Source organism: Mycobacterium sp. NGS49 (genome assembly GCF_059812565.1).
Window position 1 is genome coordinate 133,915 of sequence record NZ_JCALCX010000004.1, and the last position, 26,781, is coordinate 160,695.

Below are 26,781 nucleotides of genomic sequence, written 5' to 3' on the forward strand. Positions count from 1 at the left end.
TGTAAGCAAGCGTGATGGACGCTTCGCTGCTCACCAGGACAAGAGGCACCGGCCGGCTGGCGGTTCGTCGTCTGGGCGACGTTTTCTGGGCGATTGTGCAGGCATCGGGCGCCGCCGGACTGGCGTGGTATCTCGCCCACGACCTGCTGGGGCACCCGGATCCGTTCTTCGCACCCATCACCGCGGCGGTCACGCTCTCGGCCAGCAACGTCTTTCATGCCCAACGGGTGCTGCAGAACATCTGCGGTGTGGCCCTGGGAATCTGCTTGGGTGCTGCGGTGCAACTGCTGCTCGGCAGCGAATGGATCGCGATGTCCGGGGCGGTGCTGATCGCGCTGTGCATTGCGGTGTTGGTGGGCCACGGGTTCCTGGGCGAGGGCCTGACATTCGCCAATCAGACCGCCGGGTCGGCGATCCTGGTGATGGCGATCAGCGGTGGCGACCGCCTCTTCGAGCGTCTGCAGGAAGCCATGATCGGCGGAGGTCTGGCCTTGGTGCTGAGTCTGGTGCTGTTTCCGGCCGAACCGGTATCCCTCATCCGCGACGCGCGGGCCGGCGTGCTGGAGGCCCTGAAAGAGGTTCTACTGCAGCGAGATCGACTGTTGCCGGCGGCCGATCAGGTGCATGAGCGGCTGGACGACCTCATCGAAGCCCGTTATCACGCGCGCTTGTTGGCGCGGTTCGCCCCACTGCGCCGGAAGGCCCGCGCCGCCATTGAAAGCGCGGATCGACAGGCCGCGCAACTGACTCTGCTCGCCGGCTCGGTGCTGCACCTGGCTCGCATGGCGGCGGCCGGTGACGGGCTGCCCGAACCGGTGCATGCGGCGATCGGTGAGCTTGTGGCAGGTCTCTCGGAAGTCGAGCGCGATGCCGGCGCCGCGACCGCCCACGCGGATGCCGCCTGCGGATGTGCATCGTCCGCGGAATCGACGGCCGCCGATCTTGCAGGCCTGGAGTTGGCCAACGTCGTGCAGGCGTGCGCCGACGATCTGCTGCGGGTGATCGATCTGCGACAGTGACCCCCCCTACGGCGTCCCCGCCTTCACCGCGGCGATGACACCGCCGTCCACCAGCAAGTCGGTACCGGTGATGAACGTGGCGTCGGGGCCAAGCAGGAACGCCGTCGCCGCCGCAATGTCGTCCGGGGTGCCGATGCGCCCGGTACCGGACATGGCGATCATGGCTCGCATGCCGTCGCCGACGGGTGAGGCGAGTTCCTGCCGGCCCATCGGGGTGGAGATGATGCCGGGGCTGACCGAATTGATCCGGGCACCGCGGCGTCCCCATGATGCGGCGGCGGCGCGGACACGAATCAGGTTGGCTTGCTTGGCAATCGGGTAGGCGAAGGCCGGTTCGTCGATCTTGCTCAGGAAGTCCAGGGTGAGCAGTTCGGCGGGTGGATGGTGCGCCAGCGCCTTTTCCTGTTCGGCGGACAGCGGCGGGAACATGTGGCCCGCCATGCTGGCGATGACGACGCCCGCGCCGCCCGGCGCGATGACGTCGCCGAATTCCTGCAGCACCAGGGCAACGCCGAGCAGGTCGACCGCCAGGATCGCTTCGGCGGAGGCTTGCGCCGGCGACAGTCCGGCGGTGTGGGCCAATTGGGTGAGGTGGCCCAGTGATCCGGCGAATTCGGCAAGCGCGCGCACCGACTCGGCCGAGGAGACATCGATCAGCTCACTCCGGACGTCATAGCCTTCGGCGGAGAGCGCCTCGGCCACCGAGGTCAGCAACTCCTCGTTGTTGTCGGCCAGCAGCACCGTCTTGGACGAACCCAGGCGCCGGGCGATCGCCCGGCCCATGCCCCCCACGCCGATCACCGCCAGGACTTCTCGACGCGCCGTCACGCCATCTCCTTTGCCCAGGCGATATGTCCTTCGAAGCCAAGCGAATTCGCCATCTGGCGATATCGGTCGCGGTAGTCGCGATACGCCGCGTCGTCACCGGTCGCCTGCGCCAGCAGAGCCCGCATGCGCAGCACCCAGATGTCGTTGATGACAAAGCCGGGCTCGGTCGGCACCGCCGCCAGGCGGTCGACGGCCGCTTGCGCTTCCTGCACGTCGGCTGGACCCCCTCGGCACAGTAGGACTGCAACCAGGTGGGCGGTCGCCGCCGCCAGATACATCATGTCGGCGCAGGCATATTCGTGTTCAACGGCCGCGCGCGCCATTTCGATCGCTTCATCGACTTCGCCGGCCCGCGCCTTCTCCGCAGCAACCATCAGATTCGCCCAGGTGGCCGCCAGCAGAGTGAATCTCTCTTGCAGTGCGGTGTCACGGGCCGCGGCCAGCAGCGGAAAGGCCGCCTGGCGCTGTGGTTCGGGACAGGCCATGAGCGCGATAGCTTGCGGAAACCGGGCACAGGCCAGGGTGAAATCGTCACCGGATCGTTCGGCGAGTTCCAACACCTCGCGTGTTTCCTGGACCGCCGCCGCACTTGGCGCCCACAGCCCGTTATTAACCAACATGTACTTGAAGAAGATCATCAAAGCGCGCGACGTCGCATCTAACCCACGCGCCATGGTGACGGCTTGCTCGACATCGGCCGACCACCCCGGATTGCCGAGGTAGGCAAGCGCGAAACCGCGCAGCAGGGTGGCGGCGAGCAACGGGGATCCGATGATTAGATCGCCCATGGTGGGGTCGCCGTCGGCGAGGTCGATCACGCGTTGCGCCAATCGCAAGGCATCAGCGACCTCAGCGCGTTGAAGCTTGGCGGTGATCGCGCTGTAGAGCAGCCCCACGGTCAGCGTCGGGTCACCGAGGGATTCAAGGAGGTCTGCGAATTCGGAAGCCAGTCCCGAAGCTTCGACGAATCGGGCGTGGACGATCAACGCCGGCAACCAGCCCGCCATTGCCATGGCCAGCGAGACTTTGTCACCCGACGCGGTGGCAAGATCACGAAGCTCCTCGAAGCCGGTGTCTTCCAGGCTGCCACCGGCGAGCCAGCCACTGGCGCACAGCAGTGTTCGCGGGGTGATACGCATCGTCGCGCGCTGCGGATCCGCTGGGGGCAATCGGTCAGCCACGTCTCGTGCCTGCTGCCAACTGGCGCGTGCCGCTTTGCGGTCGCGGCGGGTCAGCCAGGCCCCGGCGCGCATGTGCCAAGTGAATGCGGCATGCAGATCGCCTGCGGCTTTGTGGTGCTCGGCGATCAGCGCGGCGTTTTCGTCAGCCGACTCAGGCGCGCCGGTCTCGATCGCGCCGGCTAATCTACGGTGCAAGTCGCCGCGGTCCGCCTTGAGCTGGGACTCGTAGGCCACCGTACGGACCAGGGGATGCCGGAACGCATACTCTGCCCGGGGCGTGAATCCGACCTGATCGATCAGCTCGGCGTTGACGAGCTCGTCGAAGACCGGCTCGGTCCCCAGTGCTGCTACCAGTTCGGGGTTGAACCGGGACCCGATCACGGCCGCGGCGCCCAGCGTGCGCTTGGCGGCCGAACTGAGACGGTCCACCCGCGCCGCGATAGTCGCGTGCAATGTGGGCGGCACCGTGATGTCGTTGACCGCTCCGTCAAGTTGATAAGAACCTTGGACGCCCCGAATCGCCCCGCTTCCGGATAGGTCCCGCACGATCTCCTCGGCGAAAAAAGGGTTACCGCCGGCGCGTTCGGCGATCACCTCGGCAAGGGCTTGCACGGAGGAGTCGGTGCCGAGCAACTCGCCGATCAGCGCGGCGGTTTGTCTGGTGTTCAGTGGACGCAATGCGATGGTCTGCGTGCCGGAGATCGTCGCCAGCGCGCCGCGGTACTCCGGGCGGTAGGTGATCAGCACCAGCGACGGCGTGTGCGGGATGACCGCCAGGAAATCGGCCAGCATCGACTCGCTGACCTCGTCGATCCAGTGGGCGTCTTCGATCACATACAGTGCCGGCTCGTGCCGCGCCAGGGATGCGGCATTGACCAGTGCGGTCAACCGCCGCCGCCGGGCATCGGCCTCGATATCGGGAAGGCCGACGGCGGGGTCGGCGATGCCCAGCAGGTCGTCGAGTAGCAGCAAGTCTTCAGGATCGGCTCCCTGGATACGGGCGCGGACCTGGGCGCGTGCGGTGCTGTCGTCGCTGTCGTTGATTCCCATCGCCGAGCGCAGCAGGCCGGTCACCGCGTGGAAGGGGATGTCGCTGGTGTGGGATTCGCAGTAGGTGGCGAACGTGGGAATTCCGCGGCTTGCGGCCAGCGTGGTGGCTTCGCGCACGATGCGGCTCTTGCCGATGCCCGGTGGCCCCATGACGCCGATCACGCAGCCGGCGCCGCCGATCGCCTCTTCCAATAGTCCGGTCAGAGTGTTCAATTCCCAGATGCGACCGACCAGTTGCGGGCCGCTGCGCCCGCGATGGGCGCTGGTTGTCGCGACCAGCCGTCGTGCCCGCACCGGCTCGGTGGCGCCCTTGATGTGCACCAGCTCCGGTTCGGCCAGCACCGCGGCGTCCTCGACGAGACGCGCGGTTGACTCGCTGAGCATCACCCCGCCCGGCGGGGCCCCCGATTCCATCCGCTGGGCCATCCCGACCTGCTCGCCGATGGTGGTGTAACCCAAAGCGCCAGAACCGATTTCACCGGCGATCACCTGACCGGAGTTCAGGCCTACCCGCACCAGCAGCTGCACCCCATCACGGTCGGCCACCGCAACGGCCAGCCGCCGGGCCTCGTCCTGAATCCCCAACGCCGCCAGGCACGCGCGAAACGCGTGGTCCTCCAACGCAACCGGCGCGCCGAACACCGCCATGATGCCGTCGCCGGTGAACTTGTCCACCGTGCCGCCGAACCGTTGCACCGCCGCCGCCGCGGCTGTCACCAGGTCGGTCATGATTTCGCGCAACCGCTCCGGCCCCACCGCGGTGGCGATGTCCATCGAATGCACAACATCGGCGAACAACACCGTCACTTGCTTGTACTCCGCCGGACTGCGGACCGTCACGGGCGACCCGCAATCGTCGCAGAACTTCGCGGCGGGTCGTAGCTCGGTACCGCACGTCACGCAGGTGTGAGCCGCGTCCGTCATGCCTGCACCACCGATCCGGGTTGCTGCGTCAATCGAAGGATAAGGGTCCGACGGTTACGTTGGATCAGATGTCGGCGCAACCACCCTGGAATATCAACATCCACTACGACGCGCTGGTCGATGCCCAGGTCCCAACCGGCGCCCAGCGGGTTCTCGACGTGGGTTGCGGTGACGGCTTTCTGGCTGCCCGGCTGGCCGAGCGGATTCCCCGGGTCGTCGCTCTCGACATCGACGAGCAGGTCTTGCAGCGCGCGAGCGCCCGGTTTGCGGGGACGCGGGTCCAGTGGACCTGCGGCGACGTCATCACGGTCGAACTGCCCGAATTCGACGCCGTGGTTTCCAACGCCGCGCTGCACCACATCGACGACACTCGGGCGGCGTTGGCGCGGCTGGCCGGCCTGGTGCGACCCGGCGGGACGCTGGCGGTGGTGACGTTCGTCAAACCATCAGTGCGAGAAACCGTTTGGCACGCAACATCGTGGATCGCATGCGGCGTCGTGAATCGGGTCAAAGGCAAATGGGAGCACAGCGCTCCCATCAAGTGGCCACCACCGGACAACTTCTCTCAATTGCGCGCTCACGTCCATGCGGTGCTTCCCGGAGCCCGCATCCGGCGCCTGCTCTACGGACGTGTCTTGATCAGCTGGCAGTCCGTGCCCGAGGCGCCGGAGTGATCGGCAGGCGAGTCAGCGCGTCGCTTCGGGCGCAAGCATGAACTCTTGACGCGTGATCACCTCGTACCCGTGAGTGCTCAGGGTGGGCAGACACAGCAGCGCCGCGCGGGAAGACGTGCCACTGGCCTTGAGTGCGATCTCGTCATCGTAGAAACCGATGCCATTGACACCACGGCCGCCGCTTCGGTTGTCCACGGCCATGATCAACGCGTCGACGTAGGTACGGGCCACCGCGCTGTCACCATTGACGGTGATCTGCTGAGTGCTCAACCGGTGCAACGTATAGCCGGCCAACGCGTGCACCTTTTCCGTGAAGTGGGTGACTTCGTCGACTCCGGTCCAGGAACCGATTTCGCCGTAGTCCAGTTCGCAATTTTCGGTGAACAGCGTCCAGTCGCGACAGTCGATGCCCGTCGCGTAGCGTACCAGCAGCTCGGAAATGTCCTGGCGATCTTCACGTTTCCGTCATTGCCGCGGCACCGGGCCGTGTGGACTAGTCCTCGTTGAGTGCGCCGATGGCGGCCTGCAGCTTGGCGGCAGCCTCGTCGGCGATCTCCTGCAGCCCCGGTTGGTCGACGACGCGGACCATCAGCTGGGGGTCCATCGCCTCCACCAGGACACCGCCGTCCTGGGCGGCGCGCACCACCACGTTGCACGGCAGCAGCTGGCCGATCTGGCGGTCCACGTCCAGGGCACGATGCGCAAGCTGCGGATTGCAGGCGCCGAGGATCAGGTAGTCCTCCATGTCCTTGTCGAGCTTCTGCTTGAGCGTCGCTTTGACGTCGATGCGAGTCAGTACGCCGAAGCCCTGTTCGGCAAGTGCCTGCGTGGTCTGTTCAACGGCATCGCCGAACGACGTGTGCAGCGTAGCGGTCAAACCGGCTGTTCCTAATGTCATGACTAAATCCTCTCTTTCGGTTCAGGCCAGCGCCAGGAAGAGTTTTTCCAACTCGGCTTCGCTCAGGGGTGGCGCGTCCCCGTGCTGGGTGGTGCCGTTGATGCAGTCACGCAAGCCGCACGCCACGATCTTGAAGCCGGCCCGGTCGAGTGCCTTGGATACGGCGGCGAGTTGAGTGACGACGTCTTTGCAGTTGCGGCCCTGCTCGATCATCGCGATGACGCCGCCGAGTTGGCCCTGCGCGCGTCGCAACCGATTGAGCACCGCGCCCATCGTGTCTTCGTCAGAGTTCATCGGATGCCTTCCTGTGACTTGCGTGGGTACTCTCCACTATAGCCATACCCCTACCGGTATTGGTATACACTGAGGTCATGGATCAACAGCACCGTCACCACGACGTTCACCAAGGCGTTCTGGATGACCTAAACCCGCAACATCGTGCGCTGCGCCAGATGATCCCGGGCGTGTACGCCGGATTCGGCGAGATGAGCAAAGCGGCCATGGCATCGGGCGCCCTGGATGCCAAGTACAAGGAGTTGATGGCGCTGGCGATCGGAGTGGTGCACGGATGCGACGGCTGCATCGCCTCCCACGCCAAAGCGGCGGTCCGCGCCGGAGCCTCCAAGGAGGAGGCCGCCGAGGCGGTCGGTGTCAGCATCATGATGCACGGCGGGCCGGCCACCATCTACGGCGCCCGCGCCTACGCCGCGTTCTGCGAATTCGCCGACGCCGGGTCCGCAACATAGTTTCAGCTCATCGAACTGCGTCGCCTTGCGCGGTGCGCTGCCTGCGTTGAATGATCGGCGTCAAAATCGCCGAAGGAGCGCACGTGGGGAAACGCAAGAATCGCGCCGTCAACCGGTGGGAATTGGTCACCTGCGCGGTATCGGGCCACGCGACCTATGCCCCGGACGACGAGCAGCTGGCCGAGCGGCTGAGTGCCAAGACCGAGCTCGGCGAGGTGTGGCGCTGTCTGCGGTGCGGTGATTTCGCACTAGGCGAACCGCACGGCCGCGGGCATCCCGAGGATGCGCCGATGATCATGCGCGGCAAGGCATTACGGCAGGCCATCATCATCCGGGCACTGGCCGTCGAGCGGCTGGGACGGGCCGTGGTGTTGGGGCTGGCGGCGTGGGCGGTGTGGACGTTCCGCGGGTCGCGCGGGGCTATCCAGGCCACCCTCGACCGCGACCTGCCGGTCTTTCGTGCCGCCGGATTCAAGGTCGACCAGATGTCGGCGATCCACGAGCTGGAAAAGGCCTTGGCCGCAAAACCGTCCACGCTGACGTTGATCACCTGCCTGCTCGCCGCCTATGCCGTGCTGCAGGTCGTCGAAGGCGTCGGCCTGTGGCTGATGAAACGCTGGGGAGAATACTTCGCTGTCGTCGCCACCTCGGTCTTCCTGCCGCTGGAGGTCCACGATCTACTCAAGGGCATCACGACGACCCGGTTGGTCACCCTTACCATCAACATCGCCGCAGTGCTGTACCTGCTGATCTCCAAACGCCTGTTCGGGTTGCGGGGCGGCCGAACCGCCTACGAAGAAGAACGGCATGGTGAGCAACTTCTCGACCTGGAACGCGCGGCGATGACAGTGGCCTGAGCCGACCATGTCCTCCGCTTTCGAACCGCGTGATCCCGACTACCGGCGGCGAGTTCGGGAAAGCTTTGCGCTGCAGGGGCTCATGGCTACGCTCGGTGCTGACCTGCGCATCGTCGAGCCGGGTTCCGTAGAGATCGAGTTGCCTTACTCCCCAGGGCTGACCCAGCAGGACGGGTTCTTCCACGCCGGCGTCAGCATAGCCATTCTCGACAGCGCGTGCGGCTACTCTGCGCTGACGCTGATGGCATCGAGGCAGCGGGTGCTGACGGTGGAACTGAAGGTCAACCTGCTTGCCCCGGCAGTCGGGGAGCGGCTACGGGCACGCGGCCAGGTCCTGCGTCCCGGCCGGAATCTCACCGTCTGCCGGGGCGACGCCTATGCCGTGTCCGGGGACAACTCCAAGCACGTGGCCACCATCCTCGCCACCATGACAGCGGTGGCGGAGGCCGGGTAGTCGAGGAGACGCAGGTGACCGAGGCGACCCCGGACGCTGACTTGACTAGAGTTTAGTCAGCTAGCACGATGCCCGGTATGAGCGAAACCACGTGCGCTCCTGACAGCGGGCAAACCGAACGACTCCGGACCATCGAGTGGTCAGATCCTCTCGGCCCCGCTGAGGCCGCGCGAAGCCGCAGCGGCCTGGAGTTCCTGCAGGCCATGGTCAACGGCGAGATCCCGCAGCCGCCGGTGATGAGCACCATCGGTGGCCGGCTCGAACACGTTTCCGCGGGTACGGCGGTGTTCACGCTGACGCCCGCCGAGTTCCACTACAACCCGATCGGATCGGTGCACGGCGGAATGTATTGCACGCTGCTGGATTCGGCGGCGGCCTGCGCCGTCCACAGCATGCTCCCGGCCGGGGTGGCCTACACCAGTCTGGATCTGTCCGTGCGGTTCATCGGGGCGATCAGCGTCGAGACCGGGCCCGTCCGGTGTACCGGCACGGTCACTCACCTGGGCCGGCGCACTGCGCTGGCCGAAGCGAAACTGACTACCGGCGCCGGCAAATTGCTGGCCACTGCCACCAGCAACTGCCTCATCTTGAATCCGTGACATCGAGGCACTGTGAAACTGTCGGGACGGCTCAGTGATCGGGACCGGTGGACGGCGGCCGACTGGTGCCCGATGGAGTACGCGCTCCAATTCATCGGCACCCATTCGGCGATGGTGCTGTTGCGCGAAGTATTCTGGGGCGGAAGGCGTTTCGACGAGTTGGCGCGCCGCGCCGGGGTCACCGAACAGATCGCGGCCAAGCGGTTGCGGCAGCTCGTGGACGCGGGACTGCTGGAAAAGCAACCCTACCGAGAACCCGGTCAGCGCACCCGCTACGAGTACGTGCTCACCGATCGGGGACGCGACTTGTTCCCGGTGCTTATCAGCTTGATCGAATTCGGCAGGATGCTGCGGGCAGAATCCGGAATGGAACTGGTGCACGAGGGCTGTGGCGCGCCCGTGGTGCCACAGGTTCGATGTAACGCCGGCCATGGTGTTTCGCTTACCGACGTCACAATGCGAATTGCGAAGCCGTGAAAGGCAACTGCTGTGACACCGTCGGCGTACCCACCCGGCTGTGGCAAAGCGCACAGCCCGAATCCGGGTCGCTTTCCTCGCTGTTCACCGTGTCGCGGTGTGTAGGTAAAAAGAGTGCGCTGAAATGTCACCAAGCGATTTCCCCGAAGTCGCTCCGATAAAGGACAACACCGTGACAGCACTGCAGAACTGGATCGGCCCGAGCCCCGGTGGCTCCGACGTCGCCACACCCATCCGGGTGCGCGCCTGCCACGCCTGGCACGCCATGCTGCGCGGACGGCGGCCGAAGACGGTCAGCGGCCCGAACCTTATGCGGCGCGGCGCCGAGCGCTGCTGACAACGGTGACGATCGGCGTCATCTGCGCGCTTCCGCAAGAGCTGGCCCACCTGCGCGCGGTGTTGGCCGGAGCGAGACGCCTGGAGATCGCCGGCATCGCCTTCGACAGCGGTGAATTGGCCGCCAGTCCGGTGGTACTGGCTGCAGCCGGCATGGGTAAGGTCAACAGCGGTCTGGTCAGCACGTTGCTGGCAGACCGTTTCGATTGCCGTGCAATCGTTTTCACTGGTGTGGCAGGCGGGCTGGATCCCCGGCTGAGCATCGGCGACATCGTGATCGCCGACCGGGTGGTGCAGCACGACTCCGGACTGCTGCAAGACGAGCGGTTGCATCCCTACCAACCCGGCCATGTCTCCTTCATCAACCCGACCGATCGGTTCGGCTACCCGGTCGATCCCGAACTGCTCGCGCTCGTGCAGCGCCGACTCAACGGCGTCGACCTGCCTACCCTGTCCGCCGCCGCCGGCGGCAGTGGCCGGCCTCCGACCATCAACTACGGCACCATCCTCAGCGGTGACCAGTACCTGCATTGTCAGAGCACCCGCGAGAGGCTGCACCACGACTTCGGCGGTCTGGCCGTCGAGATGGAGGGCGGCGCGCTCGCCCAGGTCTGTGAATCCTTCGGCATTCCATGGCTGGTCGTGCGGGCGCTGTCGGACCTGGCCGGCACCGACTCCAGCATTGACTTCAACAGGTTCGCAGGTGAGGCGGCGACCGCCTCCGCCCGCATCCTGCTGCGCGTGCTACCGGTGCTGGACTCCCGGTTTCAGCCCGGCTGACCGTGCTTGCGACGTGCCCGGGATGCCCGCAGATTCGCGACATTCCCGCATGTCTTCACGTCATGCCATACGCCGCTGTTGTTCTTGGACCGGTCATAGAAGGTCGATGCGCAGTGCGGATTGCGGCACTGCTTGAGCCGACGCCAGGTGTCGCCCTGCTGGCTGTGCAGGATCTCTGTCCACAGCGCGGCCGCATACCAACGCCAGCCATTGCCAATGGGTTTCAGGCGCACCTGGCCGCTTTCGGACACGGCGAAGGTGGCGGCAACCGAGCCGGCTTCCCAGGCCGCCGGTGCGCGGGTGACGAGTTTGGCAATGGTGTGGCGCAAGATGCGAAGCCGTGCCACATCGGCGTCGCTCAGTGCGGGCGGTGTGACGTCGAGGCCGCGCTCGGCCGCCCAGGTACGCGACGCATGAGCCGCCCAGGTACGGGCCAGGGCCGGGTCTGCCAGCAGATCCGGGCCATAGTCGCCGATTCGCACCGTGTTGAGGAAGTCCTGCACCAGGGCGAGACCGCCGGGCGCCGGGGCAAGTCGATAGCGCTGTGACGCAGGCCACGGAATGGACATAACCAAAGCATAGTTGTCTATGTCATCAACCCCTCGACAACGTACGACAAGGAGCCGAACATGGTCAGCATCAACGGGGCGACGGTGGTGGTCACCGGCGGGCAGCGTGGGCTCGGCAAGGCGATCGTGGATGAGCTCCTGCAGCGCGGTGCGGCCAAGGTGTACGCCACCGCGCGGGCCCCCCGGCCCAGCGCCGACCCGCGTGTGGTGAGTCTGCCACTCGACGTCACCGATCCCGAATCCGTTGCGGCCCTTGCCGATAAGGCCCCCGACGCTCAGATCGTGGTGAACAACGCGGGCATCATGGGCGGCCACAGCCTACTGGACACCGGCATTGCGGAGATTCGAGGAATCTTCGAAACCAACTACTTCGGTGCGGTCCGGATCGCTCAGGCGTTCGCGCCGATCCTGGCCCGCAACGGCGGTGGGGCGCTGGTGGACATCCACTCGGTGCTGTCCTGGGTGGGCGGTTTCGGTGCCTACGGCGCCTCCAAGGCCGCGCTGTGGTCGGCGACCAATTCGCTGCGTATCGAACTCGAGCGGCAGGGCACCTCGGTCACCGGCGTCCACCTGGCCTACACCGATACCGACATGGTCGCCGACGTGGACGCCCCGAAGAACGACCCGCGCGACGTGGCCCGTGACATCGTTGACGGCGTCGAGCGCGGGGAGGCGGAAGTACTCGCCGACGACATCACCCGCTACGTCAAGTCGGTACTGTCCGGACCGGTCGAGGCACTGCGCGTCGGATGAGGCCCCGGGACGGTGCTCGCGGGTACGGTCACGATATGGCTCTCCCACCGGCAGTTACCAACAGCGCCGCCATCGTGACCGGCGCATCCTCGGGCATTGGTGAAGAGATCGCCAAGATCCTGGCGAAACTGGGCTACCAATTGGTTCTGGTCGCCCGCAGCGCCGATCGGCTCGAGGCGCTGGCCGGACGGCTCGGGTCCGCCGCGCATCCACTGCCGGCCGACCTGTCTCAGCGCAGCGATCGCGCGGCTCTGCCCGATCGGGTGGGCGACCTCGGCCTGACCCCCGACATCCTGGTCAACAACGCGGGCCTGTCAACGCTGGGAGTCGTCGCGAAATCCGATCCGGAAAAAGAACTCAACCTGGTTGAGGTCGACGTGGCGGCGGTGGTCGACCTGTGCAGCAGATTCCTGCCCGGCATGGTGGACCGCCATCGGGGCGCGATCCTGAACGTGGCGTCGGTGGCCGCGTTCGGCCCGTTGCCCGGGCAGGCGGCCTACGGCGCCGCCAAGGCATTCGTGCTGTCCTACACCCACAGCCTGCGCGGCGAGCTGAAGGGCACCGGGGTCTCGGTGACGGCGCTGTGCCCCGGACCGGTGGACACCGGATTCGGCGAGGCGGCCGGGTTCTCCAAGGAGGAAGCCGACGCGGCGCTTCCGCGGGTCATGTGGATACCCGCCGAACAGGTCGCGCAGGCCGGGATCGACGGGCTGAAAGCCGGCAAAGCCGTCGTGGTACCCGGCTTGGCCAACCGGGTCTCGTCGGCATTGTTCCGGGTGGCGCCACCCGAATGGATGCTGCCGCTGCTGACTCGCAGTCACCCCGCGATGAAACGCAGGTGAGCGTCCGCTAGCCTGCGCAGTGGCCTTGCGCGGCCGCCCGCAGTAGATCGTCACGAGCCCGGGCCACCCGCGAGCGGATGGTGCCGACCGGACACCCGCAGACCTCGGCCGCTTCGGCGTAGGACAGCCCGAGAACCTGGGTGACGATCAGCGCTTCCCGTCGTTTCGGGTCCAGTCCGTCCAGCAGGATGCGGATCTCCACCATGTTCTCAATCCGGCTGCCGCGCCGGTGAGCTCCGAGCACCTCGTCCAGGTCGCTCACCTGTGCCGTACGCGGCCGGCGCGTCTTGGAACGGAAGTGATCGGCGACGACACGACGGGCGATCGACAGTAGCCAGGTCCGGGCGGTCGAACGGCCGGTGAATCCGGGCAGCGAACCCATGGCCCGCAGGAACGTCTCCTGGGTCAAGTCGTCCGCACTGGCCGGATCGGCGAGATAGGCCACCATCCGCCACACGTCGCGCTGGGTGAGTCGGATGAATTCGGACAGCGCGGCCCGGTCACCGCGCCCCGCCGATCTGGCGAGATCGGTAACTTGGTCGTCGAAAGTTTGTCCGTCACTGCCCGGGGCCACGGGTTTCGAGCGTAGGGCATGCGGATTACGAGAACGCAGGGAACTCTTGAACCGGCTGGAACGACTTGTCCAGGGGACGAGTCAGCAGGAGGCGAGGATTTTCGTGACGACGGCAACAACGGAGGCACGCCCGGATGTGCAGCGAATACAACTCGACATCACCGGGATGTCCTGCATCGCCTGCGCGCACAAGGTGAAGTCCACCCTCAACAAGCTGCCGGGGGTCCGGGCTTCGGTCAATCTCTCCACCAGGGTGGCAACGCTCGAGCTCACCGGCGATCTGACCACCGACGAGTTGTGCGCCGCCGTGCAGCGCGCCGGATATCAGGCCGAACCGCGTAGTGCCGGTAGCGACGGCGCCGACGACCCAGACGCCGAACATGCCCGCTATCTGCTGGTCCGGCTGGCCGTCGCGGCCGTCTTCTTCGTACCGCTGGCACACCTTTCGGTGTTGTTCGCGGTGGTGCCGAGTTCCCGGTTCACCGGCTGGGGATGGGTGCTCACCCTGTTGGCGCTGCCGGTGGTGGTCTGGGCCGCGTGGCCGTTCCACCGCGTTGCGCTGCGCAACGCCCGGCACGGGGGCGCGTCCATGGAGACGCTGATCTCGGTCGGTATCACTGCCGCCACGGTGTGGTCGCTGCACACCGCGTTCGGCAGCCACCAGTCCGTCGAACGCAGGGGAGTGTGGCAGGCGCTGCTCGGCAGTGACGCCATCTACTTCGAAGTGGCCGCGGGTGTCACGGTATTCGTACTGGCAGGACGGTATTTCGAGGCACGGGCCAAGTCGCGGGCCGGGGGAGCGCTGCGGGCACTGGCCGCCTTGAGCGCCAAGGACGTCGCGGTGTTGCAGCCCGACGGATCCGAATCGGTGGTCCCGGCCGACCAGCTCAAGGAACAGCAGCGCTTCGTGGTACGGCCCGGGCAGACGATCGCCGCCGACGGCCTGGTTGTCGACGGCTGCGCAGCGGTGGACGTGAGCGCGATGACCGGCGAGGCCAAGCCGGTGAAAGTCCATCCCGGTGCCCAGGTGATCGGTGGCACCGTGGTGCTCGACAGCAGACTGATCGTAGAGGCAGCCGCAGTCGGCGCCGACACGCAATTCGCCGGCATGGTCCGGCTGGTCGAGGAAGCTCAGGTGCAGAAGGCCGACGCGCAGCGCCTGGCCGACCGCATCGCCTCCGTGTTCGTCCCGTGCGTATTCGCCATCGCCGGCATCACCGCCGCTGCGTGGTTGGTCGCCGGCGCCGGCCCCGAACGGGCGTTCTCGGCGGCGCTCGCGGTCCTCGTCATCGCCTGCCCCTGCGCGCTCGGGCTCGCGACCCCGACCGCGATGCTGGTGGCCTGCGGGCGCGGCGCCCAGCTGGGCATCTTCCTCAAGGGTCACCGAGCTCTGGAAGCCACCCGCGCTGTCGACACGGTCGTCTTCGACAAGACCGGCACCTTGACCACCGGCACGCTGGCGGTCAGTGCGGTCACGGCAGCCCCGGGCTGGGATGCCGACGAGGTACTGCAGCTGGCCGCGGCGGTAGAGGCGGCTTCCGAGCACGCCCTCGGCCTCACCATCGCCGCGGCCGCGCCGCACCCGGATTCTGTCGCCGACTTCCGGGCGGTGCCCGGGCGCGGCGTCAGCGGCACCGTGCGGGGCCGTGCGGTGCGGGTCGGTAAGCCTTCCTGGATCGGTGCTCCCGATGGTTCGGCGGAACTGAACGCCGCGCGCCGTGATGCCGAATCACGCGGCGAGACAGCGGTATTCGTCGAGGTTGACGGTGCGTCCGGTGCGGTGATCGCGGTGGCCGACGCGGTGAAGGACTCTGCGGTGCACGCCGTGGCGGCGCTGCACGAGCGTGGTTTGCGGACCGTCCTGTTGACCGGCGACAACCCGGGTTCGGCGGCCGCGGTGGCCGCCCGTGTCGGCATCGACGAGGTGATCGCCGATGTGTTGCCCGAAGGCAAGGTCGACGTGATCGAGCAACTGCGGGAACGCGGGCATGTGGTCGCCATGGTCGGTGACGGCATCAACGACGGTCCGGCCCTGGCGCGCGCCGATCTGGGAATGGCCATCGGACGCGGCACCGATGTGGCGATCGGCGCCGCCGATGTCATCCTCGTCCGCGACGATCTCGAAGTGGTTCCGCTGGCGCTGGGCCTGGCCGCCGCGACGATGCGCACCATCAAGGTCAACATGGTCTGGGCATTCGGCTACAACATTGCGGCGATTCCCATCGCCGCCGCCGGCTTGCTCAACCCTTTGGTGGCCGGAGCTGCGATGGCGTTCTCGTCGTTCTTCGTCGTGTCGAACAGCTTGCGGCTGCGCGACTTCGGGGCCCGCCGCTAGCCGACGTTCAGGCCGCCGAGCCGTCGGTGGGCCACAGGTGGCCGCGGCGTCGCCCGCGGGATGCGTTGTGCGGCAATACAATATCTGGTTCGGCCGCTTGCGGCGCCGGGTCGGGCGCCGACGTGGTCCGCCACACCATGGTCGCCAGGACCGCGCCGATGACCACCGGGAGGTGGGTCAGAATCCGCCCGGTGGTGACCGCACCCGAGGCCGCGTCCGTGACGAGGTAGAAAGCCAGAACGGCACCGAAGACCGTCAGAACGCCGGCGAGCCCCGCGGCCGCGGCCGGCCACGACGCGGCGGTCACCATGATCACGCCGAGCGCTACCGACCACGCCGTGGATTCGTTGAGCAGATGGCTGGCGCTGTCCATCGCATTCTGGTGGTCCAGACCCATGTCGAGGCCCACGCCCTGCCCGACCGCCAAGGCGATCTGCGCGACTCCCACGCCCAACAGCGCCCAGCGTCGCCAACTGAGCCCGAAGCGTCGTCGAGGTGCCGCGGTCCGGGGAACCCCGGCCGACCCGACCGGCGCAATGACCGGTCGCGACTCGACCAGGCGACGCAGTTGGCGGGCTTGGTGATCCACCTTTTCGAACCAGTCGCGACAAGCGCCGCACTCGTCCAGGTGTTGATCGACCCGGGCGGACGGCACGGGCTCCCGCTCGCCGTCGAGTCGGGCCGACAGCGCTTCGCGCGCCACCTCGCAATCCATGCCTTAATAGTCGCCCATGAGCGCGGATTTGTTCCCGCTCGGCCTAAGGCCGGAAATCATGCGAACTCGACGAGGGTGTTGGGGGCCCGGAGCCGCTCGAAGGCGGAAAGCCGGTAGGTCAATGCGACGACCTTCGGGAGAAGCCTGCCGCGGGCCCGCGGTGGCGGCAGCTCGCGCACCGCGCTGACGCCCGGGATCACACGCAGCTCGGGGTACTGGTTGGCGGTGAACCAGAACGGCATCGGCGGGGCCGTGTAGAACTCACTGAGCCGGAAGCCACGTCGGCGCGAATACACACTCAACAAACGCGGGATGCTGTCGAAAACCAGCCAGCCACCGGGGAATCGCCTCGCGCAGGCTCCAATCAGGTCGAACACCGTATCCCGTTCGAAGTACTGCAGCAGACCTTCGGCGGTGATGAGCACACCGTGGGTGTCGTCAACCTGGTCCATCCACGAGTAGTCGAGCGCGGACTGGGCGCAGTACCGCAACCGGTTCGATGCCGGGAGCAATTGTCGGCGTATCTCCACTATCGGCTCGAGGTCCACCGAAAGCCAGCTGAGTTCTCCGTTGTCGAGGCGCCAGAAGCTGGTCTGCAGCCCTTCAGCCAGCGCCACGATGGTCCCGCGCGGATGAGTGGACAGGAAGTCGCGGGCGGCGTTGTCGAACGCCAGCGCCCGCAGTGCGGTGGCTTGGTGGGTGCGGCCGAAATGGTGGTAGTCGTAGGCGATCTTGTCGCGCAGAGCGACGGCCATCGGGTCGTCGATGACGCCGTCCGGCCGGGCGGCCTCGGTCGCCCGCTGATGCAGCGTCAGCAGTGCGGTCTCGGATACCCCGGCGAGGTGACGGGCGTCGAAGACTGGCATAGGTCAGACAGTACTGATGACCCGACCGTGCCGAGCCGCACGAGGGGGTCCGGGAACTTTCCACCTACCCGAGACGACTAGAACACGACGGGCCGGAGCAGAGACGCTGTCCGCCCCGCTGCAATACCCGCGCCAGCGATCCCAGCGAGGAGGTGGAGGCCTGACCGCCCCGATATGGATGGCCCTGCCTCCAGAGGTGCATTCGGCGCTGTTGAACGCCGGCCCCGGTCCGGGATCACTGCTGCTTGCTGCGGCACAGTGGCGGGAGCTCGGCGGCCAGTACGCCGTCGCGGCCGCCGAGTTGAGTCGCGTGCTGGCCGAGGTGGCAGCCGGCAGTTGGCAGGGCAGCAGCGCCACCAAGTACGTGGCCGCACACGGCCCCTACCTCGCGTGGCTGGAACAAGCCGCGATCGACAGCGAAAGCAGCGCCGTACAGCACGACACGGCGGCCGCCGCACACGGCAGCGCCGTTGCGGCCATGCCGACGTTGGCGGAACTGGCCGCCAACCACGTTGTGCACGGCGTGCTGACCGCCACCAACTTCTTCGGTATCAACACCATTCCGATCGCGCTCAATGAAGCCGACTACGCCCGAATGTGGGTGCAAGCCGCTGAGACGATGGCCGTCTACCAGGCCGTGACCGCGGCGGCGATGTCGGCAGTACCGACGACCCAAGCGGCACCACCCATCCGCGCCAACCCTGCCGAAGCCCAAGTCGCCCCGCCGGCCGAGTTGGGTTCGATCGCGCAACTGATCACCGACCTGGAGAATTTCCTCGCCAACCCGTACCAGTACTTCCTGGAATTCTTCCAGCAATTCGGGTTCAGTCCCGCCACCACAGTCGCTCTCGCGCTCATCGCGCTGTTCCTGTACGACATTCTCTGGTACCCGTACTACGCCTCGTACTCCCTTCTGTTGCTGCCGTTCTTCACCCCTGCCCTGAGCGCGCTGAGTGCGCTGCGGTTGTTGGCCCCGTTCCTGAACGGCGCCCCGCCGGCCGGGCTGCTGCCGGTCACCGCCGAACCCGGCACCGCTGCCGGGATGCGATCACACCCGAATATCGTTCTCGCTCCCGCTATTTCGCCGCTGTCCGGTCCAGGAGCACCGGTGAGCAATCCCGCTCCCGGTGCCACCACCGCACCGTCGGTCGCCAGCCCGCCGCCGGCATCCGTCGTCGGCTATGCCGTGGCGGGCTTCGCCCCGCCCGGGGTAGGTTCCGGTCCCAGGACCGGGGTGACCGCCTCCGACACCGTGCCGGGCGGCATCGGCGCGGCTGCCCCTGCCCGAGCCGTCGCCGGCCGGGCGGCCAGTCACCGCCGCCGGCGGGCCAAGGCCGGGGTGCGGGGCCACCGCGACGAATTCCTCGACTTATCAGCCGAATTGGACGAGTCTCCTGATCACGAGGACGACAGTGACGCCGACCGCCCGACCGCGAGCGGTCTGGGCGCGGGCGCCCTCGGCTTCACCGGAACGACAGCGACGACCACCGGAGTACCCGCCGGACTGGCCCACCTGACGGCCGACGGAACCAGCAGCACGGTTCCGTTGCTTCCCGCCACCTGGCCCGCCGACGCCGGCGCAACACGGGGACGCCGATGATTCGCACTCCCCGGATTGCGCTTCCAAGGATTACGCAAGAAACGGGCAAGCGGCTGCTGACACCCTCGGTTTATCCAAAAGCCGGGCCGGGGGGCGATACGGCGACAGCATCGGAAGAATTCACTTTAAGGGGGTTGGACCATCACGGCTGAGGACGCCGGAAGACGTGTTTGTGGCGCACCCCGAAGGCGGCATGAACGACCTATCAATCGACCAGACAAGAAAGACAATCGATGACACTCAATGTAAAAGGCGAAGGACTCGGTGCGCAGGTCACCGGACTGGACCCCGCAAACCTGGACACCGTCTCCACCGAGGAAATCCGCGAGATTGTTTACAGTAACAAACTCGTCATACTCAAAGACGTCCACCCGACGCCCGAGCAATTAATCACCCTCGGCCGAATCGTCGGAGAGATAGTTCCCTACTACGAGCCGGTTTACCATCACAAGGATTACCCGGAAATTTTCGTCTCCTCCACCGAGGAGGGGCAGGGAGTCCCCAAAACCGGTGCCTTCTGGCATATCGATTACATGTTCATGCCGGAGCCGTTCGCGTTCTCCATGGTGCTTCCGCTGACCGTGCCGGGACATGACCGCGGCACCTACTTCATCGACCTCACCAGGGTCTGGGAGTCGCTGCCGGCCGCCAGGCAGGACCCGGTTCGGGGCACGTTCAGCACTCACGATCCTCGACGTCACATCAAGATCCGCCCGCGCGACGTCTACAAGCCGATCGGGGAAGTCTGGGACGAGATCAACCGGACCACGCCCCCGATCAAGTGGCCGACGGTGATCAGGCACCCCTACACCGGGCAGGAGATTCTCTACATCTGCGCGACCGGTACCACCAAGATCGAGGACAAAGAGGGAAATGTGCTCGATCCGACGGTGCTGCACCAGCTCATGGAAGCGACGGGCCAACTCGACAACGAGTACAAGTCGCCATTCATTCACACCCAGCACTACGAAGTAGGCGACATCATTCTGTGGGACAACCGTGCCCTTATGCACCGGGCGAAACACGGCACCACAGCAGGTCATTTAACCACCCACCGTCTGACAATGCTGGACGGTCTCGAGACACCAGGATTTGCAGCATGAGCACCATCACCCTGTCCCCTTCCACACGGCCGCGTGCGGAATTCACCGATATCAGCGACACGGCTCCGATCGAGGAGAATCTCCTCGTCAAGGTCCTTGACCCCTACGAGTACAAAGGATGCCGCTATCTGATCGATGCCAGCTATAAAGCCACCGCCGATTCGGTGCTGGCGTACGGCAATTTCAGTATCGGCGAGCCCGCCTACATTCGCAGCACGGGGCATTTCAACGCAGCCGAATTGATTCTGTGCTTCAACCAGCTTGCATACAGCGCATTCGCGCCGGCGATTCTCAACGAGGAGATCCCGGTGTTGCGGGGCTGGTCGATCTCGGACTACTTCGACCTACAGCTGCCCAGCATGTTGATCAAGAACACGGCATCCCGCTTCAAGAGGATGATCCACGCCCAGAAGTTCTCCGCACGCCTGCTCTGCCAGGACTTCGAGGTGATCGAGCGAAGCCTGCGCTACCTCTCGATCAAGTGCGCCATCGAGTTCTGGGACGAGTACGGCGGAGCCGCGTCCGGCGAAGTCGAGCTGGCAGCCCTCAACATCCCGTAGCGCAACAGAGGAAAGCGCCGACAGCTATGTCTCATTTTCCGTCCACGTCTCAATCGCCGGCCACCGTTGCGGAACGGATCTTCGACCAGGCGCGGCAGCGGCCACAGGCGATCGCGCTACGCCGGTGCGATGGCACCAGCGCAGTGCGCTATGGCCGGCTCGTCGCAGAGGTGAACAGACTTGCCGCGACGCTGCGTGCGCAATCGGTTCCGCCGGGATCCCGGATACTCGTCCTTTCGGACAACGGACCCGAGACGTACCTGTCGGTGCTGACCTGTGCGAAACTGGGCGCGATCGCCGTGCTGGCCGACGGCAATCTGCCGCCGGCCACCATCGACCGCTTCGGGCAGATCACAGCCCCGAGCGCGATTCTCATCGCGCCCCGGAGCAGGACCGACGCTCGCGCACTGCCACCCGGGCTGCGCTCCATACCGGCGATCACGGTCGACCTGAACGCCGAAGCGCCGGCCGACGCGGCAACCGCCACCGAGGCCGCCCGCCAATGCCCGGATCTCGGCGCCGACGACCCACTGGCGATGATCTTCACCAGCGGAACGACCGGGGAGCCGAAGGCCGTGCTGTTGGCCAATCGCACCTTTTGCGCGGTTCCAGACATCTTGCGCGACACGGGCCTGAACTGGGTCAGCTGGGTCGAGGGTGAAACCACCTACTCACCGCTGCCCGCCACCCACATCGGCGGATTGTGGTGGATACTCACCTGTTTGATGCGCGGCGGCTTGTGCATCACCGGCGGTGAGAACACGACGTCCCTGCTGGAGATCCTCGCCGAGAACGAGGTCGCGACGACGTGCGTGGTCCCGACGCTGCTGTCCAAGCTGGTTTCCGAGCTGAAGTCCACCGAACAGAAGCTTCCGGCGCTGCGGCTGGTCGGGTACGGAGGCTCGCGGGCCATAGCTACCGACGTCCGGTTCATCGAAGCCATGGGCATTCGCACCGCACAGGTATACGGGCTCAGCGAAACCGGCTGCACGGCTTTGTGCTTGCCCACCGACGAAGGCTCGATTGCCAAGATCGAGGCCGGTGCGGTGGGGCGTCCCTACCCCGGCGTGGAGGTCTACCTGGCCGGTCCCGACAGCGCGGGCGGCCCCACCGCGCCGGATGCCGCACCGAGCGCCTCGTTCGGCACGCTCTGGATCAAGTCGCCGGCGAACATGTTGGGGTACTGGAACAATCCCGGGCGGACCCGGGAGGCGCTGGTCGACGGATGGGTCAACACCGGCGATCTGCTGGAGCGCCACGACGACGGCTTCTTCTACATCAAGGGAAGGTCCTCGGAGATGTTCATCTCCGGCGGCGTGAACATCGCACCGGACGAGGTCGACCGGATCGCCGAAGGAGCTTCGGGTGTCCGCGAGGCCGCGTGTTACGAGATTCCCGACCCGGAGTTCGGAGCCTTGGTGGGCCTGGCTGTGGTCCCGTCGACAGATCTGGACGAGTCGGCGGCGCGAAAGCTCAAGCAAGCGATCGCGGCGCGCTTCCGGCAAGAGTCGGAATCGATGGCGCGACCCTCGATGATCGCCATCGTCGCCGAGATTCCCCGCACCCAGTCGGGCAAGGTCATGCGGGCCTCGCTGGCTGCTTCGCTGAGTGGCGGCAGAGCCGAAGCGACCGCTCATGGTTGAGACGCTGCGGGAGAAGGTATTCGCCGCCGTCTGCGATGTGCTGTACATCGACCAAGCGGATCTGACCGAAGGTGACGCCACCGACCTTCGCGACCTGGGGCTGGACTCGGTGCGCTTCGTACTCCTGATGAAAAAGCTCGACGTGGACCGGGAATCCGAAGTGCCCTCGCGACTGGCGGATAACCTGTCGATCGCGGGATGGGTGCACGAGCTGGAGAACCTCCGTGAGCGCGCCTGAAACCGACCGGATCCCGCTGAGCCGGTCGCAACAGAATGTCTACAACGGGGTGCTCCAGGACGGTGATCCGTCGTTGTACCTGATCGGCAAGCGATATCGCTTTCACCCGTTGCAGCTGCCCAGATTCCTGGCGGCCCTGGAAGCCACCGTCCGCGGAAATCCCATACAGCTGTGCGTTCTCGAGACGCCGGCAAACCAGGCCGAGTATCCCGAGCTCGTACTTGCCCTACGCTTCGACGACATCGTACGCGTGCGGCCGGGTGATTCCGCAATGGCACCAAACGATTTCCAGCTGCAGCACACCTGGTCCTCCGGCATCCTGGATACGGCGCTGGTGCGCTACACGGTGTGGACCGACGAGAACGGCGACGTGTCCGGGCTTGACGTGCACGCGCACCACCTCGTGGTCGATGGCGGCGCCACCGGGATCATCGAGGAGGACCTGGCGCGTCACCTCACCGCCGGCGATGGTGTGCAAAAACGCTGTCTCACCGATGGTTTGGCCAGACTGGCCGAAGCCCACCGGCGGGAGAAGGCCAAGGTGGACGATTCGCTGCAGCGCGTTGCGAAGGCGGTCCAGCGCGAGCTCGCCGAAGAAGCGCGCCGCGGCGGTGCCGGTCAGAGCTCGCATGCGACTCCGGAAACCGCCGCCAAAGGCGTCCTGCAGGAATCCGTGTCCATCTCCGGCACCGCCTTCGATGCGATCGTTGACCTCTCGGAGGCGCAGCAGGTCCCGCTCAATGTACTGGTGGCCGCCGCGGCCGTGGCGGTGGACGCCGCAATGCGGCAAAGCACCGAGAGTCTGCTCGTCCACGCGGTGGACAACAGGTTCGCTGACCCGGCACTGAATGTCACGACTTGCCTTGTCAATTCGGTGGCGCATCCGGTCAGATTCGCCCCATTCGCGTCGGTAGAGGACGTCGTGCGAGCGGTTGACCGCGGCTATGTCAAAGCGGTGCGACGCCGGTGGCTCCGCGAGGAGCACTACCGCCGAATGTATCTGGCGATCAACCGAACTACTCACGTGCAGGCCTTGACGCTCAACTTCATTCGCGAGGCGTGCGCACCAGGCCTGCGCCCGTACTTGAGTGAAGTCCCGGTCGCAACCGATATCGGTCCGGTCGAGGGCATGACCGTGGCGAGCGTGCTGGACGAAACTGAACGCACTCTGCAGCTGGCCATCTGGGACCGGGCGGATCTGCCCGGGAGCGGCACCCACCAGCCGGTCGCGAAGCGGATTGCCGCGGCACTCGAATCGATGGTGGCCCGGTGGGATCAGCCGATGGCTATGGCCGTCAACGAGTGGTTCGAGGTCGGCCCGGACGGCACCGTCGCCCGGGCCCATGCAACGATCGATCCGCCCCGACCGCCCGCGCCGGCGTGGTTCCTGACGGACGCCGCAGGTGTCGAGAAGACGCTGGCGAGCCGTCCCTCGGTCCATCAGTGGGTGGCGTGGCTGGCGCAGAACGGAACCGTGCCCGGTGACGTCATGGTGCTCACCGACGACAACACCGGCAAGACCGTGGATTGCTTGATCGCCTGTCACCTTGCGGGCTGTGGATACAGCATCTGCGATACCCCCGAACAACTCCGCTCCCGGGCGGACGCGATCGCCAAGGACGTCGAGGGTGTGACAGCCCACGTCGTCGACGTCACCACCGTCCGGCTGCCGGTGACCTCGGACGACGACTTGAGCTCGTTGGTCAGGAGCCGCATTGAGCAAGTGGCGCAGGATATCTCGCTGTGGACGAAGACGGCATACGTCATGCCGACGTCGGGCTCGACCGGGGCGCCCAAGCTGGTGCGCATCGACCACGGATCGCTGGCGCTGTTCTGTGCCGCGGTCACCAAGGCCTACGGATGGCGGCCGCAGGACACCATCCTGCAATGTGCGCCCCTGACGTCGGACATCAGCGTCGAAGAGGTTTTCGGTGCGGCCGCAGTCGGATCGCGGCTGGTGCGAACGACGGCGATGCAGTGCGGTGACCTCCCGCGGCTGGCACACGATCTGGTGACCACGCGGGCCACGGTCGTCGACTTGCCCACCGCGATATGGCATCTGCTGTGCGAGGACGGCGAAGCGATCGATGCGATCCGGCGTTCGCGCCTGCGCCAGATCGTCATCGGGGGTGAAGCCGTTCGCCCAGGGGTTGTCGACAAGTGGATCGATTCCGCTGCGGGACAACACGTCTCGCTCGTGTCGAGCTACGGACCCACCGAGACCACGGTCGTGGTCACTACGCTGCCGATCGCCCGGGACGGCAAGACTGTCGGGGCCGGCGCCCAGTCGCGGCTGGGGCGACCGATAGTGCCCAACTCGGTCTTCATCGCCTTCGGCGAGGTTGTGATCGTCGGCGACTTGGTGTCCGCCGGATATCTCGGGACCGACGACCGCAGCTTCGGCACGGTGGCCGCGGCTGACGGTTCACGACGTCGAGCGTTCGCCACCGCCGACCGCACCGTCGTCGACGCCGGCGGTTTCCCCGTCTTCGCCGGCCGCAAGGACGACGTCGTGAAGGTTTCCGGCAAGCGCATCGACCTTGCGGAGATCACCAGGCGCCTAACGGCGGACCCCGAGTTGACCGACGTCGCCGTCGAGGTGCACGACGGAAGTCTCGGAGTGTGGTTCGAAACCGCGCTGACCCGCGAAGCGGGCGAGGATGCGCCGGCCGCCGCACGCATCCGCCACATTCTGGTCGGCTTCGGAGTATCCGCCTTCCTCGTCGTCGGCGCGCCCAGTATCCCGAGGAAGCCAAACGGGAAGGTGGACAGCCACGGCTTGCGGACGATGCCCGAGTTCACGGACGCGGTACACGACGATGACGTGATCGACGAGACAGTAACCCGCCTCGCTCAGGCATGGAGCGGCCACCTAGGGACCGTCATCGGGCCGGACTCGTCGCTGCTGGGCGAGGGCATCGGGTCGCTGGACCTGATCAGAATTCTGCCCGACACCAGGCGGGTTTTGCGGCGTCAGGTGTCGATCCTTGATCTGATCAGTGCCGACACCGCCGCCAATCTGGTTGCCGACATCTCCACTGCCGCAACGGCGCCCGGCGCCTGGATGGACCGGGCCACGGCCCGGGAGATCGCGCGCGACCTCGCGGAACTACGGACACCGGGTTGCAGCGCCGTGTCACGCCGCGCCGGCGGCGAGGCGATCATCGTGCTCGGCGCGTCGGGAATTCTGGGCACCGGGTTCGCCGGGGCCATCCTGGACCTGAAACGGTCCGGGGGCCGTTGTCCCGATGTGATTCTGGCGACCCGGTCGCGGCCCGAGCACGGCCCGTGGGCCGCCCTGCGGGATGTCGAAGGTGTTCGGATTGAACAGCTTTCGGCCGATTTCGGTGCGGCGGATCTGCACGAGTTGGTCCGGGACAGCGGCGCCGGAACCGTGATCAACTGCATCGGCAACACCAACGTGCTGACTCCCTATCGCGAACTTCGCACGGCGAACGTGGATTTGGTTCGCGCCGTCGTCGAGGTGTGCGCGAACCGCGGCGTCAGGCTGGTGCACTTGTCGACGTTCGTGGTCAATGCCGATGTCGTCGCGCCGGACGTCACCGACCCCAGCGTCGCGCCCTATCCCTACGCGGCATCGAAGTCTCTCGCGGAATTGGTCGTGGCGGGCGCACCGGCCGGGCTCGACTTCACCATTGTGCGGTTGCCGCGGGTGCTTGCCGAGGACCGTCGGTTGCGGGACTCGACCGACATCCTCGTCTCGGTGGTCGACGCCTGTGTCGCGCTGGGAGCCTACCCCGCCGTGCAATTGACGGAGGAGGTTACCACCGGCCGCGCCGCCGCTGCGGCGATCCTGCGCCTGCTGGACGCCACGGACCTGGGGCGAGGGATCACTGTGGCGCGCGGCGAGGCCGTCGAATATGCCGGTCTGCTCGGCGAGTTCACGCTGGACGAACTCGAAGTGGCGGAGTGGAAGCGACGGCTCGATGACAGCGACTGGGCCAAGGAGAACCCGCGCAGATGGTCGGTTGTCGATGCGTGGGTGAGCCTGGGCATGAGACTGGGCGGGCGCTCCTACGCCGAGTATCTGGCGGACCACCCCACCATCGCCCTCGGGGTCGGACGTGTCGCCGAACTGGCCGCGCCGCCTCCGTCGGTGCGGACCCTGCTGGCACACCAATTCCAGGGCGTCTGAGCCG

The 26,781-nt window shown here is 66.4% G+C and carries 25 protein-coding genes and 2 pseudogenes; 18 read left to right on the forward strand and 9 right to left on the reverse strand.

Translation table 11 applies throughout. The features are described from left to right. Window positions 1-14 precede the first annotated feature (14 nt). Complete coding sequence (locus AC5Y7D_RS05425; protein ID WP_499922286.1) at window positions 15-1,019, forward strand: FUSC family protein; 1,005 nt, start codon at window positions 15-17, stop codon at window positions 1,017-1,019. 6 nt (window positions 1,020-1,025) lie between these two features. Here AC5Y7D_RS05425 and AC5Y7D_RS05430 read toward each other — a convergent pair whose 3' ends face one another. Both AC5Y7D_RS05430 and AC5Y7D_RS05435 read right to left on the reverse strand, forming a co-directional pair. Then, window positions 1,026-1,847: an SDR family oxidoreductase gene (locus AC5Y7D_RS05430; protein ID WP_499922287.1), complete on the reverse strand. Its 822-nt coding sequence runs from the start codon at window positions 1,845-1,847 to the stop codon at window positions 1,026-1,028. Continuing rightward, on the reverse strand, window positions 1,844-5,002 hold the full coding sequence (locus AC5Y7D_RS05435) for an ATP-binding protein (RefSeq protein ID WP_499922288.1): 3,159 nt from the start codon (window positions 5,000-5,002) through the stop codon (window positions 1,844-1,846). The genes AC5Y7D_RS05430 and AC5Y7D_RS05435 overlap by 4 nt, the downstream gene beginning before the upstream one ends. 68 nt (window positions 5,003-5,070) lie before the next feature. On the opposite strand from AC5Y7D_RS05435, the gene AC5Y7D_RS05440 reads away from it, so the two are divergent. Next, window positions 5,071-5,676, forward strand: coding sequence for a class I SAM-dependent methyltransferase (locus tag AC5Y7D_RS05440; RefSeq protein ID WP_499922289.1), 606 nt, complete (start codon window positions 5,071-5,073; stop codon window positions 5,674-5,676). Between the two features lie 12 nt (window positions 5,677-5,688). Here AC5Y7D_RS05440 and AC5Y7D_RS05445 read toward each other — a convergent pair. From AC5Y7D_RS05445 to AC5Y7D_RS05455, 3 genes and pseudogenes are all read right to left on the reverse strand, one after another. Then, window positions 5,689-6,123: pseudogene (locus AC5Y7D_RS05445) on the reverse strand (nuclear transport factor 2 family protein); the annotation flags it as partial. A 46-nt stretch (window positions 6,124-6,169) separates the two neighbouring features. Then, window positions 6,170-6,574: a DUF302 domain-containing protein gene (locus tag AC5Y7D_RS05450; protein WP_499922290.1), complete on the reverse strand. Its 405-nt coding sequence runs from the start codon at window positions 6,572-6,574 to the stop codon at window positions 6,170-6,172. A 21-nt stretch (window positions 6,575-6,595) separates the two neighbouring features. Further along, entirely contained in the window at window positions 6,596-6,868 is a 273-nt protein-coding gene (locus AC5Y7D_RS05455; RefSeq protein WP_499922291.1) for a metal-sensitive transcriptional regulator, read from the reverse strand. A gap of 77 nt (window positions 6,869-6,945) precedes the next feature. Between AC5Y7D_RS05455 and AC5Y7D_RS05460 the strand changes: the two genes are divergently transcribed. The 7 genes from AC5Y7D_RS05460 (at window position 6,946) to AC5Y7D_RS05490 (ending at window position 10,823) form a co-directional block, all read left to right on the forward strand. Beyond that, window positions 6,946-7,320, forward strand: coding sequence for a carboxymuconolactone decarboxylase family protein (locus AC5Y7D_RS05460; RefSeq protein ID WP_499922292.1), 375 nt, complete (start codon window positions 6,946-6,948; stop codon window positions 7,318-7,320). A gap of 83 nt (window positions 7,321-7,403) precedes the next feature. Then, entirely contained in the window at window positions 7,404-8,177 is a 774-nt protein-coding gene (locus AC5Y7D_RS05465) for a DUF2127 domain-containing protein (protein WP_499922293.1), read from the forward strand. A gap of 7 nt (window positions 8,178-8,184) precedes the next feature. Further along, window positions 8,185-8,631, forward strand: a complete 447-nt coding sequence (locus tag AC5Y7D_RS05470) for a PaaI family thioesterase (RefSeq protein ID WP_499922294.1) — start codon at window positions 8,185-8,187, stop codon at window positions 8,629-8,631. Window positions 8,632-8,708: 77 nt separating this feature from the next. After that, on the forward strand, window positions 8,709-9,230 hold the full coding sequence (locus tag AC5Y7D_RS05475) for a PaaI family thioesterase (protein WP_499922295.1): 522 nt from the start codon (window positions 8,709-8,711) through the stop codon (window positions 9,228-9,230). Window positions 9,231-9,242: 12 nt separating this feature from the next. Further along, entirely contained in the window at window positions 9,243-9,707 is a 465-nt protein-coding gene (locus tag AC5Y7D_RS05480; protein ID WP_499922296.1) for a winged helix-turn-helix transcriptional regulator, read from the forward strand. 124 nt (window positions 9,708-9,831) lie between these two features. Continuing rightward, window positions 9,832-10,044 carry a hypothetical protein gene (locus AC5Y7D_RS05485; RefSeq protein WP_499922297.1) on the forward strand — a complete coding sequence of 71 codons (213 nt, stop codon included), beginning with the start codon at window positions 9,832-9,834 and terminating at the stop codon, window positions 10,042-10,044. Between the two features lie 5 nt (window positions 10,045-10,049). Further along, a complete protein-coding gene (locus tag AC5Y7D_RS05490; RefSeq protein WP_499922298.1) occupies window positions 10,050-10,823 on the forward strand; it encodes a 5'-methylthioadenosine/adenosylhomocysteine nucleosidase in 774 nt (257 codons plus the stop codon). On the opposite strand, the gene AC5Y7D_RS05495 is transcribed toward AC5Y7D_RS05490, so the two are convergent. Beyond that, window positions 10,811-11,329: a CGNR zinc finger domain-containing protein gene (locus tag AC5Y7D_RS05495; RefSeq protein WP_499922447.1), complete on the reverse strand. Its 519-nt coding sequence runs from the start codon at window positions 11,327-11,329 to the stop codon at window positions 10,811-10,813. The genes AC5Y7D_RS05490 and AC5Y7D_RS05495 overlap by 13 nt on opposite strands. 123 nt (window positions 11,330-11,452) lie before the next feature. Between AC5Y7D_RS05495 and AC5Y7D_RS05500 the strand changes: the two genes are divergently transcribed. Then, entirely contained in the window at window positions 11,453-12,145 is a 693-nt protein-coding gene (locus AC5Y7D_RS05500) for an SDR family oxidoreductase (protein ID WP_499922299.1), read from the forward strand. A gap of 35 nt (window positions 12,146-12,180) precedes the next feature. Further along, window positions 12,181-12,987 carry an SDR family NAD(P)-dependent oxidoreductase gene (locus AC5Y7D_RS05505; protein ID WP_499922300.1) on the forward strand — a complete coding sequence of 269 codons (807 nt, stop codon included), beginning with the start codon at window positions 12,181-12,183 and terminating at the stop codon, window positions 12,985-12,987. Between the two features lie 7 nt (window positions 12,988-12,994). Here AC5Y7D_RS05505 and sigC read toward each other — a convergent pair whose 3' ends face one another. Beyond that, on the reverse strand, window positions 12,995-13,561 hold the full coding sequence (sigC, locus tag AC5Y7D_RS05510) for an RNA polymerase sigma factor SigC (protein WP_499922301.1): 567 nt from the start codon (window positions 13,559-13,561) through the stop codon (window positions 12,995-12,997). A gap of 103 nt (window positions 13,562-13,664) precedes the next feature. Here sigC and AC5Y7D_RS05515 point away from each other — a divergent pair. Beyond that, window positions 13,665-15,954 (forward strand): annotated as a pseudogene (locus AC5Y7D_RS05515) (heavy metal translocating P-type ATPase); the annotation flags it as partial. Here the strand turns inward: AC5Y7D_RS05515 and AC5Y7D_RS05520 are convergent. Together AC5Y7D_RS05520 and AC5Y7D_RS05525 are read right to left on the reverse strand one after the other, a co-directional pair. Beyond that, complete coding sequence (locus AC5Y7D_RS05520) at window positions 15,904-16,611, reverse strand: zf-HC2 domain-containing protein (RefSeq protein ID WP_499922448.1); 708 nt, start codon at window positions 16,609-16,611, stop codon at window positions 15,904-15,906. The pseudogene AC5Y7D_RS05515 and the gene AC5Y7D_RS05520 overlap by 51 nt on opposite strands. A gap of 56 nt (window positions 16,612-16,667) precedes the next feature. After that, window positions 16,668-17,477, reverse strand: a complete 810-nt coding sequence (locus AC5Y7D_RS05525; RefSeq protein ID WP_499922302.1) for a class I SAM-dependent methyltransferase — start codon at window positions 17,475-17,477, stop codon at window positions 16,668-16,670. A 178-nt stretch (window positions 17,478-17,655) separates the two neighbouring features. Between AC5Y7D_RS05525 and AC5Y7D_RS05530 the strand changes: the two genes are divergently transcribed. The 6 genes from AC5Y7D_RS05530 (at window position 17,656) to AC5Y7D_RS05555 (ending at window position 26,777) form a co-directional block, all read left to right on the forward strand. Beyond that, a complete protein-coding gene (locus AC5Y7D_RS05530; protein WP_499922303.1) occupies window positions 17,656-19,077 on the forward strand; it encodes a PPE family protein in 1,422 nt (473 codons plus the stop codon). A gap of 233 nt (window positions 19,078-19,310) precedes the next feature. Then, complete coding sequence (scoE, locus tag AC5Y7D_RS05535; protein ID WP_499922304.1) at window positions 19,311-20,180, forward strand: (3R)-3-[(carboxymethyl)amino]fatty acid oxygenase/decarboxylase; 870 nt, start codon at window positions 19,311-19,313, stop codon at window positions 20,178-20,180. Beyond that, window positions 20,177-20,740, forward strand: a complete 564-nt coding sequence (locus AC5Y7D_RS05540) for an FcoT family thioesterase (protein ID WP_499922305.1) — start codon at window positions 20,177-20,179, stop codon at window positions 20,738-20,740. The genes scoE and AC5Y7D_RS05540 overlap by 4 nt, the downstream gene beginning before the upstream one ends. A gap of 26 nt (window positions 20,741-20,766) precedes the next feature. Next, the gene (gene fadD10 / locus AC5Y7D_RS05545; protein WP_499922306.1) at window positions 20,767-22,383 is read left to right on the forward strand and encodes a fatty acid--CoA ligase FadD10; all 1,617 of its coding nucleotides are present in this window, start codon (window positions 20,767-20,769) and stop codon (window positions 22,381-22,383) included. After that, a complete protein-coding gene (locus AC5Y7D_RS05550) occupies window positions 22,376-22,621 on the forward strand; it encodes an acyl carrier protein (protein WP_499922307.1) in 246 nt (81 codons plus the stop codon). Before fadD10 ends, AC5Y7D_RS05550 begins: the two co-directional genes overlap by 8 nt. Further along, window positions 22,608-26,777 (forward strand): AMP-binding protein, encoded by a 4,170-nt coding sequence (locus AC5Y7D_RS05555; RefSeq protein ID WP_499922308.1) that lies wholly within the window; start codon window positions 22,608-22,610, stop codon window positions 26,775-26,777. The genes AC5Y7D_RS05550 and AC5Y7D_RS05555 overlap by 14 nt, the downstream gene beginning before the upstream one ends. The last annotated feature ends 4 nt before the right edge of the window (window positions 26,778-26,781 follow it).